Annotated in this window: 10 protein-coding genes and 1 tRNA gene; 9 read left to right on the plus strand and 2 right to left on the minus strand. The window is 34.6% G+C overall.

Annotation, left to right across the window (positions count from 1 at the left end; all coding sequences use genetic code 11):
• The first annotated feature begins 41 nt into the window (after positions 1 to 41).
• From metG to ISP71_05705, 7 genes are all read left to right on the plus strand, one after another.
• Positions 42 to 1,727 (plus strand): methionine--tRNA ligase, encoded by a 1,686-nt coding sequence (gene metG / locus ISP71_05675; protein MBL6663579.1) that lies wholly within the window; start codon positions 42 to 44, stop codon positions 1,725 to 1,727.
• A gap of 31 nt (positions 1,728 to 1,758) precedes the next feature.
• On the plus strand, positions 1,759 to 2,946 hold the full coding sequence (locus ISP71_05680) for a carboxylesterase family protein (GenBank protein ID MBL6663580.1): 1,188 nt from the start codon (positions 1,759 to 1,761) through the stop codon (positions 2,944 to 2,946).
• Between the two features lie 393 nt (positions 2,947 to 3,339).
• Positions 3,340 to 9,681, plus strand: a complete 6,342-nt coding sequence (locus ISP71_05685) for a gliding motility-associated C-terminal domain-containing protein (GenBank protein MBL6663581.1) — start codon at positions 3,340 to 3,342, stop codon at positions 9,679 to 9,681.
• Positions 9,682 to 9,685: 4 nt separating this feature from the next.
• Positions 9,686 to 10,588: a type IX secretion system membrane protein PorP/SprF gene (locus ISP71_05690; protein MBL6663582.1), complete on the plus strand. Its 903-nt coding sequence runs from the start codon at positions 9,686 to 9,688 to the stop codon at positions 10,586 to 10,588.
• A 184-nt stretch (positions 10,589 to 10,772) separates the two neighbouring features.
• Positions 10,773 to 11,561: a sulfite exporter TauE/SafE family protein gene (locus tag ISP71_05695; GenBank protein MBL6663583.1), complete on the plus strand. Its 789-nt coding sequence runs from the start codon at positions 10,773 to 10,775 to the stop codon at positions 11,559 to 11,561.
• A 24-nt stretch (positions 11,562 to 11,585) separates the two neighbouring features.
• Positions 11,586 to 12,974 carry an MBL fold metallo-hydrolase gene (locus ISP71_05700; GenBank protein MBL6663584.1) on the plus strand — a complete coding sequence of 463 codons (1,389 nt, stop codon included), beginning with the start codon at positions 11,586 to 11,588 and terminating at the stop codon, positions 12,972 to 12,974.
• 5 nt (positions 12,975 to 12,979) lie between these two features.
• Positions 12,980 to 13,237 (plus strand): rhodanese-like domain-containing protein, encoded by a 258-nt coding sequence (locus tag ISP71_05705; GenBank protein MBL6663585.1) that lies wholly within the window; start codon positions 12,980 to 12,982, stop codon positions 13,235 to 13,237.
• Here the strand turns inward: ISP71_05705 and ISP71_05710 are convergent.
• Both ISP71_05710 and ISP71_05715 read right to left on the minus strand, forming a co-directional pair.
• Positions 13,232 to 13,843 (minus strand): polysaccharide deacetylase family protein, encoded by a 612-nt coding sequence (locus tag ISP71_05710; GenBank protein ID MBL6663586.1) that lies wholly within the window; start codon positions 13,841 to 13,843, stop codon positions 13,232 to 13,234. The two genes, ISP71_05705 and ISP71_05710, sit on opposite strands and share 6 nt — an antisense overlap.
• Before the next feature lie 39 nt (positions 13,844 to 13,882).
• Positions 13,883 to 16,900, minus strand: a complete 3,018-nt coding sequence (locus ISP71_05715) for a DUF2723 domain-containing protein (protein ID MBL6663587.1) — start codon at positions 16,898 to 16,900, stop codon at positions 13,883 to 13,885.
• Positions 16,901 to 17,033: 133 nt separating this feature from the next.
• Here ISP71_05715 and ISP71_05720 point away from each other — a divergent pair.
• Both ISP71_05720 and ISP71_05725 read left to right on the plus strand, forming a co-directional pair.
• Positions 17,034 to 17,106: transfer RNA gene (locus tag ISP71_05720), tRNA-Gln, on the plus strand.
• Between the two features lie 111 nt (positions 17,107 to 17,217).
• A partial coding sequence (locus tag ISP71_05725; GenBank protein ID MBL6663588.1) for a hypothetical protein occupies positions 17,218 to 17,551 on the plus strand: 334 nt, incomplete at its 3' end.

Below are 17,551 nucleotides of genomic sequence, written 5' to 3' on the forward strand. Positions count from 1 at the left end.
CTTTTAATATCTTTGCGAAGATAAATTTTTAGAACAAGTTAATGACAAAAAAAAGATATACGGTCACTTCTGCTTTGCCTTACGCCAACGGACCTTTACATATTGGACACATTGCTGGAGCATATCTTCCTGCTGATATTTATGTTCGTTACAGAAAATCAAAACAAGATGATGTCTTATTTGTTTGTGGCTCTGACGAGCATGGTGCTGCTATAACATTAAGAGCAAAAAAAGAAGGGCTTAGTCCACAAGAAATTGTTGACACTTATCATCAGCTTAATAAACAATCGTTTGCTGACTTTGGCATTAACTTCGATATTTATCATCGTACTTCAGATCCATTGCATCATCAAACCGCTCAAGAATTCTTTGAGGTTTTACACGAAAAAGGGGTGTTTACAGAAAGTGTATCTCAACAGTTTTATGATGAAGAGCATCAACAGTTTTTAGCCGACAGATACATTGTTGGAACCTGTCCAAAGTGTGGTAACGATAATGCTTATGGCGATCAATGTGAAAAATGTGGTTCAGCTTTAAGTCCTACTGAGTTGATAAATCCAAAATCTACTCTGAGTGGTAACGAACCAGTAATGAAAGAAACTAAACATTGGTACCTGCCTATGCAAGATCACGAGGACTGGCTGAAAGATTGGATAGAAAATGGCGTTTTTAATGGAAAACAACTACATAACCCAAAGCATTGGCGTTCTCAAGTCATTGGTCAGTGCAAATCATGGATTGATGGCGGCTTAAGAGAACGTGCTATGACACGCGATTTAGACTGGGGGGTAAAAGTGCCTATTGAAGGGGCTGAAGGTAAAGTTTTATACGTGTGGTTAGACGCGCCCATTGGCTACATTTCAGCCACCAAACAATGGGCTCTTGAAAACAATAAAAATTGGCAAGACTATTGGCAAAATGATGCTGAACTTATTCATTTCATAGGTAAAGATAATATCGTTTTTCATGCTATTATTTTCCCTATTATTTTAAAGACTCACGGCGATTTTGTATTGCCTACCAATGTTCCGGCTAATGAGTTCTTAAATTTGGAAGGTCAAAAGCTATCTACCTCTAGAAATTGGGCGATTTGGCTACACGATTATTTGAAAGATTTCGAGGGTCAACAGGATGTGCTACGTTATGCCTTATGTTCTACTGCTCCTGAATCCAAAGACACTGATTTTACATGGGCTGACTTTCAAACTAGAAACAACAGTGAGTTAGTCGGAATTTTTGGCAATTTTATTAATAGAGTGGTTGTGCTAACCAACAAATATTGGGATGGTCATGTTCCTACTAAAGACAAATTTACTTCTTATGATGAAGAAGTGTTAGAAGAGCTTTCTAATTGCGCTGAAAAAGTCGGGCAATTGATTGAAAACTACAAGTTGAGAGAAGCCTTATCGGAAGTAATGAATTTAGCTCGATTGGGGAATAAATATTTGGCAGATACTGAGCCTTGGAAGTTGAAAAAAACAGACGAAAAAAGAACTCAAACGATTTTAAATATTGCTTTACAAATTGCGGCTCATCTTTCAGTATTATCTGAGCCTTTTCTGCCATTCACAGCTCAAAAATTGAGTGATATGCTAAATATTGAACTTGGTCGCTGGGATAAGATTGAAGAATTACAGTCGGGGCATAAAATCAATGGAGCAAATTTGTTATTCTCCAAGATTGAAGACGAAGTTATTGAACAACAGTTGTCAAAACTAAAAGCTTAAATTACTATATTTGAGCATACAAATTAAAATCATGAAGTACGTTTTAATTGCTCTATTGTTTTTTACATCTACTCAGCTTTTCTCACAGTGTGATGGGCGTTATGAAAGTGAAATTTTTGATGAAGTTTCCAAAACCGTTGTTGAATATACAGATGTTTACGATTGGTCAGCTTTAGACTCTGGCTTGGATATGGATATTTACCAGCCTGTGGGCGATACAGCTATAAATAGACCGGTATTAATTTTCGCACATGGTGGGGTTTATGTCACAGGCAACAAAGATAATCCGCCAATGATAAGTCTTTGTGAAGCCTTTGCTAAGCGAGGATACGTTACTGCATCGATTCAATATCGTCTGACTTCCTCATTAAGTTTGCTCAGTCCTAATGCTTCGGATATTTTTTCACAAACGGTACTTAACTCGGTGTCCGATATGAAAGCTGCAGTTCGTTATTTTAGAAAAGATGTTGCTGAGAATAATAATGCTTATGGAATAAATCCTAATTTCATTTTTGTTGGAGGATATTCCGCAGGAGCTGTAACGGCGGCTCATTTATCTGTCATTGATGACAATCAAGTTCCTGCTGAATTCCAATCCTTTTATGATGAAGCAGGAGGAATAGAAGGCAACAGTGGTAATAGTGGTTATTCCTCTGAAGTTAGCGGAGCAATTTTATTGGCTGGGGCTATCAATACTCTTGACTTTATTGATGCTGATGACGAGCCAACAGTTAGTTTGCACGCTTCAGATGATAATACTGTTAGCTACGAATGTGCTAATGCCTTGGGAAATGCATCGCTACCTTATTTGTGTGGTTCTGGCAAAATCCATGAAGAGTTGGAGAATGTCGGTGTGATTAATGATTTGTATACTTTTCCTTCTGGGGGTCATGCTGCACCAATTTTAGATATAGAAGGAACAACAGTTCCATTCATCAGTGATTTTTTATATAATTTGATTTGTCAATCAACTTCTGTTGATGACACAGAATCGCCATTGTTTTCAGTGTATCCAAATCCTTGCCAAAATTATTTAAATATTGAAAATTTAAATAGAGTAAACAGTGTAGTTGTTGTTGATATGTTGGGTAACATTGTGCTAGAATCACAAATTAACTCTGGTATGAATCAAATTAATACGCACGCACTTAGCCAAGGTGTTTATTTCATATATTCCACAGAAGAAATTTCGGAAAAGCAACTGTTTGTCAAAAATTAATCCAATAAGATTATTAAAGAACAACAAAAAATAAATATCAAGTATAAGGATATTTGTACGTTGAAAAGACGGAATACTCTATAAGCTAGAATAGCGTATTTTTTTGAGTTAAAACAAAGTAAAAAAAGTAAGAAAATGTAAGTTGAAATTAAAGCTGTAAAAGCTTCTAAGAGGTTGATTTTCATAGTTTAAGGAGCAATAAATTACCCTCAAATTTAGTAAAATTAATTCAATTATAAATTTAATTCATTTAACAGCTTAATTTTTTGTAATAAAATCAGATTAACACTCTTTTGTTTATTTCTTTTAATACTATCTTGTATATATGTAAAAACTTTGTTAATTTTTGTATCTTGCGAATCAAAATTTCAGATAATTTAAAACTTAAATATTTTGAAAATATTAGATAAGATAAAGGTAATAGCGATTTTTCTAGTTTGCTTTTCCTCCGTTCTTCAATCCTATGCTCAATGTGGCTCCTTTAATGTGATTGTTGTTCAAAACGATTTATGTAACAGTAACGGAATTGTCGATGTGGTTTATTCCCATCCTTACAGCATAGAGGTTCAGTTCCCAAACTTTACAACAGCAACCTATAATTCTACTCAAGACACTATTACTCTTACGGGTCTTTTTGGAGGTAATTATACCATTACCACACAAGATGTTAATAGTTGCTCTGAGTCAATTAGCTTAACGTCTAATTCAATTGCCACTACTGTATTTAGTCCTACTTTTTTCACAAACGGCTACAACGTTAATTGCTATGGAGACTGTAATGGTCAAATTTTTGTAAACCTCACTAATCCATCCGAATTGTATACTATTGATTGGTATATGGATTCAGTCTTTGGAGCACCTTTTTATAGCTCTACGACAGCGACTTCCAATAGTAGTAGTCAAAATAATTTGTGCGCCGGTCAATACGTGTTTTTATTTACATCAGAATCGGGCTGTCAATCTACAAGAAATTATACTTTAAGAGAGCCTGATAGTTTAGATATTCAAGGTATAGCATCTGAAGTGGTCTGTAGTTCTGGGTCATCTGGTTCTGTTGAAATTGATGTGACTGGTGGTGTTGGAGAATCAATAAACAATGCTAATGGAAATGTTGTCGATACTTTAGATTACACATTTAGTTGGACAAGTACCAATGCATTTACTTCGACTGATGAAGATATTTTTGGACTTACATCAGGGGATTATACCGTATCGGTTACTGATGCCAATGGTTGTACTGCGCAAAAGTTATTTAGTGTAGTTGATACAGTTGCACCGGTAACTTTGAGTTTGATTAGTCAAGATAGTGTGAAATGTTTTGGACTTAATGACGGAGCCTTAGAAGTCTCTGCTTCTGGAGGTCGAGGCACTCTAGAATTTAGTATTGATAATGTGATTTGGCAATCTTCTGGTCTTTTTGAAGATTTAACAGCTGGGTCTCATGATATATATGCAAGAGACACCAATGGATGTATTGGTGTAGGAACTTTTGTGGTGCTAACTTATCCTGAAATATTTTTTGATGTATTGACTCATGATACTATTTTCTGTCAAGATTCTTTAGCTAACTTACATGTTCAAGCATACGGTGGTAATGCGCCTTATCAGTATGTAATAAACATTCCTCAACTTACTGGTTTGTTTGAAGACTTGCCAGCTGCGGATTACACTATTTTTGCTGAGGACGCCTTTGGATGCTTAAAGGATACTACACTTTCCGTAATAGAAGTTCCTTTCTTGTCTGTTGATGTTGAATCTACAGATTTATCTTGTTTTAATTCAGCAGACGGTTCTATAGTTGTTACTCCTTCAAGTGGCACAACTCCGTATGATATAACAATTGGCACTTTGGATACTTTAACAAACACTAGTTTTCAGGTTTCAGACTTTGTCACTGGCGATTATAATGTCTCTGTTGTTGATGCTAAAGGTTGTCCTTTTGACACTCTAATTCAGATAGCTGAGCCAGATGAAATTGTATTATCATTTGACAATGTGGTTAACTCCACATGTTTCGGTGCTGATAATGGTAGTATTGATATTACCCATACAGGTGGCGTCGGAGAATTAACATTTTCATGGTCAAAAGATGGTTTACCATTAGCTATTAATGCAGTTAGTGCTGTAGCACTTTCACCAGGAAGCTATTCCGTATTTGCTACTGATGAAACATTATGTGTATCTCAAACAATTGATACAGTAATTACTGAGCCTTCTTTATTGGAGCTTTCAATCGATTCCATTTCAAATCCATTATGTTTTGGTGGTTCTGATGGTTATATTTCGGTTAGTTCCGTAGGTGGTACTTTGCCTTATTCTTACAATTGGTATGGAGATACAGCAGTCATTAGCTCTGATTTCTTAAGCAATGTTTCCGATGGAGTATACAATGTTATTGTTACTGATAACAATAATTGTAGCGATACTATTTTAAATATTGCTTTAAATCAACCTAATCAAATGTTATTAGTCAACCCAATTCCAAATGTTGATGTAGCATGTTTTGGAGCTTCTACAGGTCAAATAAACGTTGAGGTTATTGGAGGTACAGGTCCTTATAATTTTTCCTCACTACCTAATATTGGCAACACTAGTACGCCTGCGCCATCCTTTTTCACTATTTCGGATATCCCTAGTGGTCAATACCAGATTACCGTTATTGATAGCAATGGATGTGAATTTGGTGAAACTTTTGAAATACAGCAGAACACAGAGATACAGGCGCAATTTTCAGGAATCACCCCAGAAACTTGTAATGCTGATAACGGGCAAGTGACTGTAACTGCATCTGGTGGTGTTCCTAATTATACCTATGATTGGGTTCAATCCGGTCAATCTTCATCAACAGCAATATTATTATCAGGAGGTGAAAATAAATTTGTTAAGATAACAGACTCTAAGAGTTGTGAGAAAGATTTTATGGTTTTTGTGCCAAAAATTGCTCCAGTTGAAATTACTTCTATCAATACAACAGACAACTTATGCTCAGGAGATACGCTAGGGGAGCTTAAGGTTACAGCTTTTGGTAGTGCTTATCCTTTTACTTATACTTTAAGTGGTGTAGGCAATGTGACATCATCCGACACTACTGCTACTTTTACCAATTTATTATCAAACAGTTATACTCTTAGCGTAGCAGATAGTAACGGTTGTACCGATACCCAATCGTCAGTTTTAATTGAAGAAAATTTTGTTATTACTGTTGAGATTGACCCTTCTTCAACGACAATGCTTGCTTGTAATGGTGATGATAATGGTAAAATATTCTTGAATATTCAAGGAGGTAATCCATTCCCTGGAAATTATTACTGGTTGTTTGTTAACGACCCAAATTTCTCACAGCAAATAACTTCAGATTCAATAACTGGTTTATCGGCTGGAACTTATAATTTATCTATTCAAGATGCTAATGGTTGTGTGCAATCTATATCTTACGAGATTTCTGAGCCGGAGCCAATTAGTGTTGTTCAAGTTCTAAGCCCAACATCTTGCAATGATGGTGACGATGGAGAAGCTCTAATAATTATTTCTGGAGGAACAACCAACTATACTTTGAGTTCAAATACTTCATCTTTATCTTTTACTCAACTTTCTGCTGATACCTTTATGGTTTCAGGATTGTCAGAAGGCTTATATTTTTATGATATTATTGATGCAAATGGTTGTGATAAGTTAAATAACTCCTTTTATATTTCACACCCATCGGCAATTGAGGTTGTCAATATTTCATCAACATTAGAAAGTTGTTTAGGTTGGGATGCTACGGCCTCTGTTTCGGTAACAGGAGGTACTACTCCTTATACCTATCTTTGGTCTTATGACATTGACTATCAACAACCTGTTCAGTTAGAAAATAATACACTAAACCCTTCAGTTAATAGTCCTAATGTCGAATTCCTTACAGAAGGTTTTTACTATGTTCACATTTGGGATTTTAACTCTTGCTATACTGTTGATAGTATTTATATTTCGAAAACTAATACACCTACACTTTCATTATTAGGAACCGTAGATAACTTATGTTATGGTAATGAAAATGGTCAAATATCATTGACTGCTTCTGGAGGAACTCCATTCTATGAATACTCCTTAAATGGCGGAGTTACTTGGCAATACCTATCTACATTTAGCGGTTTGGAGGAAGGTTTTTATAACGCTACTGTTCGAGATTCCTTAGGTTGTAGCGATGAACTAGAAGACATTGAAATATTAGCTCCTTCTCCTATAAGTGTTAGCGTTGCTGTAGAAGATGTAAGCTGTGTCGGTTCTTCTGATGGTTCGGCATCAGTTGTATTGGTTTCAGGCGGAACGCCATCAAGTAACGGCTATTCGTACAGTTGGCAAAATGAGAATGGAGTAAATCTTTGGCCAGGTAATTTATCAGCTATCAACCCAACAGTTAATAATCTTTTACCAGGTTCATATCAACTAGAAGTAGAAGATAATAACGGTTGTATAATTACATACTCTCCCGTTATTGTAGATGAGCCGTTAGACGTTACCGTAGATTTATCTGTGTTATCTAGTTATAACGGTAAGGATATTTCTTGTTTCGGTTTTTCTGACGGTATCATTTTAGCTAATGCTGGTGGTGGTGCAGGTTCATTTACTTTCAAGTGGTATGTATCTACTCAATCTGATGATATACGAACTAATATTTCTGCTGGATTTGACACCTTATCCTTAGTGCCTCAAGGTGACTATACAGTTGTGGTGACTGATTCTAGAGGTTGTACAAACCAAGCTGAAATTTCTTTAACTCACCCCGATGCTATTGATGTTGATTTCGAAGATGTAATCAATATTCGTTGTGAGGGTAATAATGATGGTGAAGCTACTGCTACTTTCTCAGGTGGATTAGGTTTTGGAAATTATTCTGTGGTATGGACAAACTCTCAAAATAATAATATCTCCCTAATACCTAAAGCAAGTAATTTAAGTGCAGGAACTTATTTTGCTACATACACCGACAATAATGGTTGCGTCGGTAGTGATAGTATAACAATTGATTACTCGGAACTTTTTAGCTTAACTAACACAAATGATACTACATCTGTTTCTTGTCTTGGAGCAATTGATGGTTCATTTAACTTCAATGTTGTTGGCGGTTGGTTGCCTTATACTTACGATTGGAATGACCCTCTAAATCAACATTCAGCAACTGCTGTTGGTTTAGCACCTGGTATGTGGTATACAAACATTATAACTGATGGTGAAGGATGTATATTAATTGACTCTGTTTATGTTACTTCACCTGACGACATAGTAGAAATTACAACATATAGTATCGTTGATAACGATTGTTATGGTGAAACAAATGGAGCTATTGACCTTGTAGTCTCTGGAGGTACACCAAATTATGATTTTCAATGGTCTGGTCCTAGTACCAATTCGACTAACGAAGATGTTTCAAATTTAGCAAAGGGTGTTTATAATGTTGTAATTACAGACGCATTCGGCTGTGAAATAACAGCTACTTATGAAATAGACGGTCCTGACAATCCGTTATTGATAAATTCAGTAAATACCACCAATGTTAGTTGTAATGGACTTTCTGATGGTACAGCAAGTTTGAATAACCAAATTACCGGTGGTACATCTCCATATGTTAATATAGATTGGGATGGTGAGAATCCTAGTATATTATCAGCAGGAAATTACACTGTGGAGGTTACCGACAACAATGGTTGTAAATCATCATCTTCATACACAATATTCGAACCTGATGCATATTCTGTATCTCTCGATGTTGTAAATGAATATTGCGAAGGACAAAATGGAAGTATAGTTGTTCATGCAAGCGGAGCCACACCATTTAACGATGGATATTACAATTATGAGATCGAACCTATTTCTGGTATTTCTCCAAGTTTAAATTATCAATCATCAGCGATAAATAATGCTAATATAGTAGTTGATTTCCCAGCAGATAACGATGTATCTGACACCTTATTTTTACTTTCCATAACTGATGATAATGGTTGTATTTATACGGAAGAAGTTGAGATTCACCCTGCTAGAGCATTTAACTACAATGCAACAATGAGCATTTGTTATGGTGATAGTATAGTAATTGATGCCAATGGATTTAATGACTATAGTACTTACTCATGGTCTATTAATCCATTTCAAGAAATAAATTCAGATGAATCTAAATTAGGTTTAGTAGTTACCAATTCATCTACTATTTTTGTGACAGTGAGTGATTATGCTTCAGCATGTTCGTTCACTGATGAACTTGATATAGTTGTTCTAAACCCTGTCATTGCTTCTAATGAAGACTTCGGTATTATTAGAGGTGAAAGTGCAACACTTACTATAATTGATGGAGAGCCGCCTTATTTGTGGAGTACGACTGAAACAACAAGTGATATAGTAGTTAGCCCTCTTATCACTACTAATTATATAGCTTATGCTTTGGATACTGTCACAGGTTGTATAGGCAATGATACAGTTCGAGTTTTTGTAGGAATGAATGAAGGATTCTCTCCAAATGGTGATGGATATAATGATACTTGGGAAATCAGCTATTTAAATCAATATGAATCATCTAAAATTGAAATATTTAACCGATGGGGTGCTTCATTGTGGTCATCATCATACCCTAGTATTGAGAATTGGGATGGTAAATTTAATGGTAGTGATTTGCCTGTTGGAACATACTACTATATCATAACATTTGATAGTAGTTTAAATAAAGAACCTTTAACTGGTCCAGTGACCATTGTAAGATAAAAGAATGAAAAAATTCATATTATATTTTGTTTTGCTTGTAATGTGTAACGTGTCGTTCGCACAACAGTTACCACAATTTACAAGTTATCAGTTAAGCCCTTTTTTATACAATCCTGCTTTTGCTGGAGTTGATGGGACTACTCAATTGAATGCGGTTATTAGAAACCAGTGGTCAGGTGTTAGAGAGGCTCCTCAAACCGATGTAATTAGCGGTTATGGTTTATTACGAAACGAAAAAATGGGTCTTGGAGCTACAGCTTTCAAAGATGTTGCAGGAGCAGATAGCAGAAGAGGGATTACTTTGAGTTACGCCTATCACTTAAGAGTTAAAAATGATATTAGTTTATCATTAGGTTTATCTGCAGGTTTTTTACAATACAGATTGGATCATACTATCATCAATCCTTATGATGATGGTGACCCTGTTTTTAACTCTCCTGTTTTATCGTCAGTTGTTCCAACAGCTACTTTTGGGGCATATTTATATGCTGATAATTTTTATGCATCTGTTGCTTTGCCACAGCTTCTATCAAGTACCTTTACAGTAAAAGACGAGTATAATGATTATAGCTTGATTGAGGGAGGTTTGACAAATCATATATTCGTTGGAGGTGGATACATCAAAGATATTAATGATGCCTTCACAATAGAGCCATCCTTACTATTGATGTTGTCTTCTCCAGCACCAGCCAGTATAGAGTTAATGACAAAGCTTACCTACAAGGATTTGTTATGGACGGCTTTATCATATCGCTTTAATGATGCTGCTTGTATGTATATTGGAGTTGATATCGACGAACGTTTTTATGTTGCTTATGCACACGATTTTGTAACTTCTGAACTATCAACAGTAACAAGCGGTACAAATGAATTTAAATTAGGCTTTAGATTCAATAAGGCGAAATAAAAAAAAGCCCTCCAGTGTTAATAGAGGACTTTTAAATTGTCTAACAATAAAGCTAACCAAAAACAAATGTTACGACAAGCAAATTTATACGTTTTGTCTTCGTTCGGATTTAATCTACTTTTCTTTTGTTAACATCAAAATGTTAGTTAAGTCGTTTTTTAACCTTAAATAACACAATAAAAAAATGGTCTTTATAGCTTATTTTCTAGCATTATTAGTCGGAATTATCCTTGGTTTGTTAGGAAGTGGAGGGTCAATTTTGACGGTTCCTATTTTAGTTTATATAATGGGTCTTAAGCCTGTAAGTGCTACGGCTTATTCATTATTTGTTGTAGGAGTGTCTGCTCTAGTCGGTGCTCAAAGGTTTTTTAAAAGAGGAGAAATCAATTATAAAATAACTCTGTATTTCGCTATTCCCTCTTTATTAGGTGTGTTTGTAAGTAGAAAATGGATACTCCCTAATTTATCGGAATCCCTGCATTTTTTTCATTTTTTTTCAATTCAAAAAGATACATTTATATTAGTCTTTTTTGCGATAGTAATGCTTATTGCTGCCCTTTCGATGTTATTTTCTTGGAAACTAAATTTTAGGAATAATAATAATCGAGAAAATAACTTCCTATTAATTGCTTTAGATGGTTTAATTGTAGGACTTATAACGGGTTTTGTTGGTGCAGGAGGTGGGTTTTTAATTATACCTGCTTTATTGCTGCTTACAAATATTAGTATGAAAGATGCGGTAGGAACATCTTTATTAATTGTTGCTATCAAGTCAATTTTAGGCTTTACTGCAGAATTAAATAATGCTATCGACTGGAATTTATTATTAACTTTTACAGCATTCTCTATTGTAGGAATTTTAATTGGTACTTATTTCTCAAAGTTGATAAATGGACGTATTTTAAAGAAATCATTTGGTATTTTTGTATTGTTCATGTCAATAGTTATTCTTGCTAAAGAAATGTTCTTTTAAAATAATCATTTTTAAAAAAAACTCATGAAAGTAGAACAATTATACACCAAATGTTTGTCTGAAGCGGCTTATTATATTGAGTCTAATGGAGAGGTTGCAATCATTGACCCTCTTAGAGATATTGATGTATATCTTCAGATGGCTATTGAAAATAATGCCACTATCAAATATATTTTTGAAACACATTTTCATGCTGATTTTGTGTCTGGCCACCTTGATTTGGCAAAAAAAACAGGAGCTACAATTGTTTATGGTCCAAACGCTGATGCTAGTTTCGATTATCATAAAGGCTCTGACGGAGAAGTATTTAATGTCGGTAATGTTTCAATAGAATTACTTCATACTCCCGGTCATACTATGGAATCATCTTGCTTTTTGTTATCTGATGAAAATGGGAATGAGCATAGTGTTTTTACTGGAGACACCTTGTTTGTTGGTGATGTAGGTAGACCAGACTTAGCTGTTAAATCAGGAGACATTACACAAGAAGATTTAGCGGCTATGCTATTCGATTCATTAAGGTCTAAGTTAATGCCTCTTGCTGACCATATTATCGTTTTTCCGGGGCATGGTGCTGGTTCAGCTTGCGGTAAAAATATCGGCTCTGAAACTTCCTCTACCATAGGAGAGCAAAAGCAGTCTAATTATGCTTTGAAGAATATAAGTAAGGAACAATTTATTGCCGAAGTAACAGATGGTTTACTAACACCACCAGCCTACTTTTTTACAGATGTAAAAATGAATAAAATGGGCTATGATGATTTAGATGTGGTGATTGCAAAAAATTTAAAACCATTAATGTCGTCTGAATTTTCTGAATTATATAAAGATGATGTTGTGATACTTGATAGTCGTTCACCTCAAGATTTTTCGAAAGGATTTATTAAAGGCTCAATTAATATTGGCTTAAAAGGACAATATGCCCCATGGGTAGGAGCTATTCTTAGTCCAGAATCTCCATTGTTATTAATTGCTGACAAAGGCTTTGAACATGAAGCTATTACTCGCCTTGCTCGAGTGGGATATGAAAATGTTATTGGCTTTTTAGATGGTGGCGTAGATTCTTATGAAGGAGATCTTGAAGTCATTACTAATAATTCTCCTGAAGAAGCTACTGATAAAATAAATCAAGGGCATAAACACATTCTTGATGTAAGAAAGCCTGGTGAACGTTCTAATGGCTATATTAGTCAATCTACTCATATAAGATTACAAGAGTTGTCTCAAAAAATAGCTACATTGAATAAAGAAGATAATATTATGGTTTATTGTGCTGGTGGATACCGTTCAATGATAGCCTGTTCAATTTTAGCTGCTAACGGTTTTGAGAATATTATTAATATCGAAGGAGGTTATTCAAAATTATCACAACAAGACGTACCTCTAACATTAGGAAAATCTTGTTCAAACTAGACGAAATGGAAAAAGTAAATTTAATTGATGTAAGAACTCCCGATGAGTTCAATGCTGGGAGTGTTCCAAATGCTATTAATATTCCTCTAAATGAGGTCGTTAACAGACTAGATGAGCTTAAGGAATTACAACCTATGTTAGTTTTTTGTGCTTCTGGTGTACGCTCTCAAAAAGTGATAGACTTCTTAATAGCAAATGGGGTTAATCAGGTGGAGAATGGTGGCGGCTGGCTAGATGTAAATGCTAGATTGAACAGCTTATAGTTTTTCGAATTTAAAACCTTTCGAACTAAAATAGCTTAGTACTTTAGGCAACACCTCTTTTACATTTTTTGCCGATTTCTCATTTTCATGTAAAACTATAATTGAACCTGATTTTGTATTATTAATAATGTTATTGTAACATTCTTCTGCAGAGGTTTCCTTGTCAAAGTCCCAACTTAATACATCCCACATTATAATTTTAAAGTATTTTTTTAAATAATTTATTTGGGAAGGTTTAATTCTTCCATAAGGAGGTCTAAATAAATTGCTGTTAATGAGTTTGTTAGCCTTTTCTATGTCTTGATAATACTCATTGTCCTTTGTTTTCCAACCATTGGGATGTGAGTAAGTATGATTTCCAATTTGATGATTTTCTGTAAGACATCTTTTTACTAGCTGAGGATATTTTTCTACTTCCGAGCCTAAATAAAAGAAAGTAGCTTTAGCTTGATGTTTTTTTAACTCATCTAATATAAATGGACTTAAGCTATTGCATGGTCCATCATCAAAAGTTAGGTAAAGTATGTTCTTGTTCCTTTCTTTACTCCATAATAATGAAGGGAAAAGAAGTTGTATTAAAGTAGGTATTTTAATTAGTTTAAGCATAAAAAAAGAGAGCCGAAAGGCTCTCTTGAAATGATTTTTTTATTGGTATTTTTCGTAAAGTTCAACTATCTTCTTCTGAGACTCTTCATCTTTATAACTTGTGGTTAAACTATACATGTTTGAAATAATTTGATTAGCTATTTGATAATCCCTTTGAATCTTACTTAATAACTTTTCGTCTATGGAATTATAATAGTCTAATTCGTCAAAATAGGTATCGGTTAAAATACTAATAACCTCTCTAGCTTTTTCTGTTTTGCCAATTCTGTAATATCCTTCAGCTACTGGCAAGTTAAAGTAATTGTAAGGTATAGCTTCATGAGGCATAATTTCTACACATTTATCAAGCACTACTTCGGCTTTATCAAATTCGCCTTTTTTGATAAGTGCGTCAGATAATCTAGAGAAATTATTTCTGAAATTCATCGTCATTCTCATATTTGTTTCATCTAGATATATAGTAGGATCTTGCATATTCCCCCACTTGAATTTATTTATAAGATTGTCATACATTATGTCTGTAGCAATCTCACCTGTTTGACCATCGTTTGAATTGGCTAAATAAGGTACAAAACGATAAGCCAAGCCTTCCAGTTGAAAATACTTTTCTAAGCCCATGAAGTTTCCAGAACCTACTGTTATAGCGAAGTAAATAGGTCTTTCCCAGTTGAAATTAGCAAGAATATCAAGAACCATCATTTCATTTTTACTAAATCCATTGCCTTTTAACTCCCATTTTATTTCATCGACAATTCTGTCTCTATAACTTTCAGGAACAACGCCTTTACTTATTACGTCATCTTTGTCAACAGTAATTTTGAGTTTATTAGTAGGACAATAATTAGCTTTCTGACCATTTCTAGTAAAGCCTTTTGTTTTATCATTATCACTAGCAATAAAGTTAACAACGTCTTTAACTTCAACATATCCTTTATTGTTGTCTTTTATAATAATGTAATCCCTAGTGCCTTGCTTGTATTTGTCCCAGGTCATAGAACTAGGAATTGGCGCAGCATCATAAGCAGCTCTTTTCATTTGGTCGATGTACCAATCCGTATTGAATAAACTTAAATTTACAACTCTTATATCGGTTCTAATGCCTTCAACTTCTTGTGCATACCAAAGAGGGAATGTATCGTTATCTCCGTTAGTAAAAATTATAGCGTTTGGCGCACAAGAATTTAAGTAATTGGTTGCAACATCTTTTGCCGTGTACCTTCTAGATCTATCGTGATCGTCCCAATTTTCTTTTGCCATCAATGTAGGCACTAACAATAAACAGAGTAGGGTAGCAATAACAGAACTATTTAGTGCTGAAAGTTTTTTGGAAAGAAAATCAATGACAGCTAGAACTCCTAAGCCTATCCATATGGCATAGGCATAAAATGAACCGACATAAGCATAATCTCTTTCTCTAGGTTGGAAAGGATATTGATTGATATAAACCACAATTGCTATTCCAGTAAACAGGAATAATAAGAAGACTACCAAGGCATCATTTTTATTCTTTTTTATATGATAAAGTAACCCAATAACCCCAAGTAAAAAAGGTAACATAAAGTAAATGTTTCTTCCTTTATTATTAGCCATGGTTTCTGGGATATTGTCTTGAGGTCCCAAGCCTCGAATTTTCTCATCAATAAGCGGAATACCACTCAACCAGTTTCCTTTATTTATTTCGCCGTGACCTTGAATATCATTTTGACGACCAGAGAAATTCCACATGAAGTATCTAAAGTACATATGCCCTAATTGATACCTAAAAAAGTAGGTTAGGTTTTCTGAAAAAGTTGGTGGTCGCTTAGCGTTTTTTTGACCGCTCCATTGTTGGTAGGCTTTTGCGTGTGAGGGTTGTTGAGAGCTCCACATTCTTGGGAAAAAGCCGCTAAATTTTGAGTCGTAAATAGGCTTTGAATTTTTTCTGTCGTTTGTTATGACGTATTTTCCAGACTCTTCATCTTTTGTATAAACAGGAGTCCCGTCTTCCAAATCAACCACATTGGCATTATAATATTGCCCATTTAGAATGGGCCAATCACCATATTGTTCTCTGTTTAAGTATGCAAGTAAACTTACGGCGTCTTCAGGATTATTTTCATCAATAGGAGTGTCTGCATTTGAACGAATAACTAATATGAAAAATGTAGAGTAGCCGATTAAGATTGTAGCAAAACTCACTAAAGCAATTCCTACAGTTGGCTTGCCTTTTTGTTTGGCGTATTTTAAACCAAAAAATATTCCTAAAAATATAAGAACAAAGTAGATTATTGTTCCTGAGTTAAATGGTAGCCCTATCGTATTTACGAAGAACAGTTCAAATCCCTTTGCAAAATTAACTACTTGTGGAATTATGACACCTTGAATACCTCCAGTAATCACAACTGCCAGTAAAAAAACTTTAATAATTCCCCACTTAGAAGCTTCGTATTTTTTGAAATAGTAAATAAATACAAGAGCTGGGATAGCCAATAAATTTAGAAGGTGAACGCCAATAGAAAGACCTACTAGATAGGCAATTAAAATAATCCATCTTGCAGCATATTTATCGTCGGCTTCACTTTCCCATTTTAAAATTGCCCAAAAGGTTATAGCTGTAAATGTTGATGACATTGCATATACCTCTCCTTCCGTTGCAGAAAACCAAAATGAATCAGAAAAAGTGTATGCTAAAGCCCCCACGAATCCGCTTCCAAAAATTCCAATTTTTTGGGCTGTAGAAAGTTCATTGCTTTCATTTGATATGAAAATTATCTTTTTTGCCAAGGCTGTGATGGTCCAAAACAAAAATAAAATTGTGAATGCACTACATAGAGCAGACATCAAATTTATCATGAATGCAACATTGGTGACATCACTAGCAAATAAGCTAAAAAATCTTCCTAATAACTGAAATAAAGGGGCACCTGGAGGGTGTCCTACTTCTAGTTTATATGCCGTACTTATATATTCTCCACAATCCCAAAAGCTTACGGTTGGTTCGATAGTTAAATAGTATACAAAAAATGCTATTGAAAATGTTAGCCAACCTATTAGGTTGTTTGATTTAATATAGTTCATGAGGACAAAATAATAGTTTTGTTGCGAATTTAGTAAATAATTTTCCTATTGGGGAACGTTTTTTATGATTTAAAACATTTGTAATAATTTTTTTGTGGCTATAATTTTAATTGTTACTTTTGTCGACCTATTTTGCCCGATGGTGTAACTGGCAACACGTCTGGTTTTGGTCCAGAAGAGTCTAGGTTCGAGCCCTAGTCGGGTAACTTTTTTCTACTCTTTTTCCGCATTTTATTTTTTTGTTTTTTTAAACTTGTTTTTTTTATATATTTGCTAGGTGGTGGCTTTTGCTATCTCGTTAACCAAAACAAGTATTTATGATTTCTTTATTTTCTAAATTTAGAGCTGGTGAAAAATTTTTATTTTTCGGCTTTGTTTTATTGGCTTTAATAATTTCAAGTTCTAATGTTCATTCTCAGTCAGACTTTAGTCCTTCTTCTGAATTAAGTTTAAGTAACTTAATTCAGGGCTCACTTTCTGATATTAGTTTCACTATTACACAAGATGCTGATGAGTCTGATATATCATCTAGTATTATTGTTTCAGATGGAGGTTCTTTTGCAATATCTTCATTGAGTGTTGGCGATGCTGTAGGTTTTGGTACAGGTTTCGTAGCTGGTGGTTCTGTTTCTGGTGCTTTCACGCTTTATG

Source organism: Flavobacteriales bacterium (genome assembly GCA_016779995.1).
Taxonomy (GTDB): Bacteria; Bacteroidota; Bacteroidia; order Flavobacteriales; family UBA7312; genus UBA8444.

Bases quoted from the DNA above. Each gene is read 5' to 3' on its own strand.
- metG (MBL6663579.1), top strand. From the start codon at position 42: ATGACAAAAAAAAGATATACGGTCACTTCTGCTTTGCCTTACGCCAAC.
- ISP71_05715 (MBL6663587.1), bottom strand. From the start codon at position 16,900: ATGAACTATATTAAATCAAACAACCTAATAGGTTGGCTAACATTTTCA.
- ISP71_05710 (MBL6663586.1), bottom strand. From the start codon at position 13,843: ATGCTTAAACTAATTAAAATACCTACTTTAATACAACTTCTTTTCCCT.
- ISP71_05690 (MBL6663582.1), top strand. From the start codon at position 9,686: ATGAAAAAATTCATATTATATTTTGTTTTGCTTGTAATGTGTAACGTG.
- ISP71_05695 (MBL6663583.1), top strand. From the start codon at position 10,773: ATGGTCTTTATAGCTTATTTTCTAGCATTATTAGTCGGAATTATCCTT.
- ISP71_05700 (MBL6663584.1), top strand. From the start codon at position 11,586: ATGAAAGTAGAACAATTATACACCAAATGTTTGTCTGAAGCGGCTTAT.
- ISP71_05705 (MBL6663585.1), top strand. From the start codon at position 12,980: ATGGAAAAAGTAAATTTAATTGATGTAAGAACTCCCGATGAGTTCAAT.
- ISP71_05680 (MBL6663580.1), top strand. From the start codon at position 1,759: ATGAAGTACGTTTTAATTGCTCTATTGTTTTTTACATCTACTCAGCTT.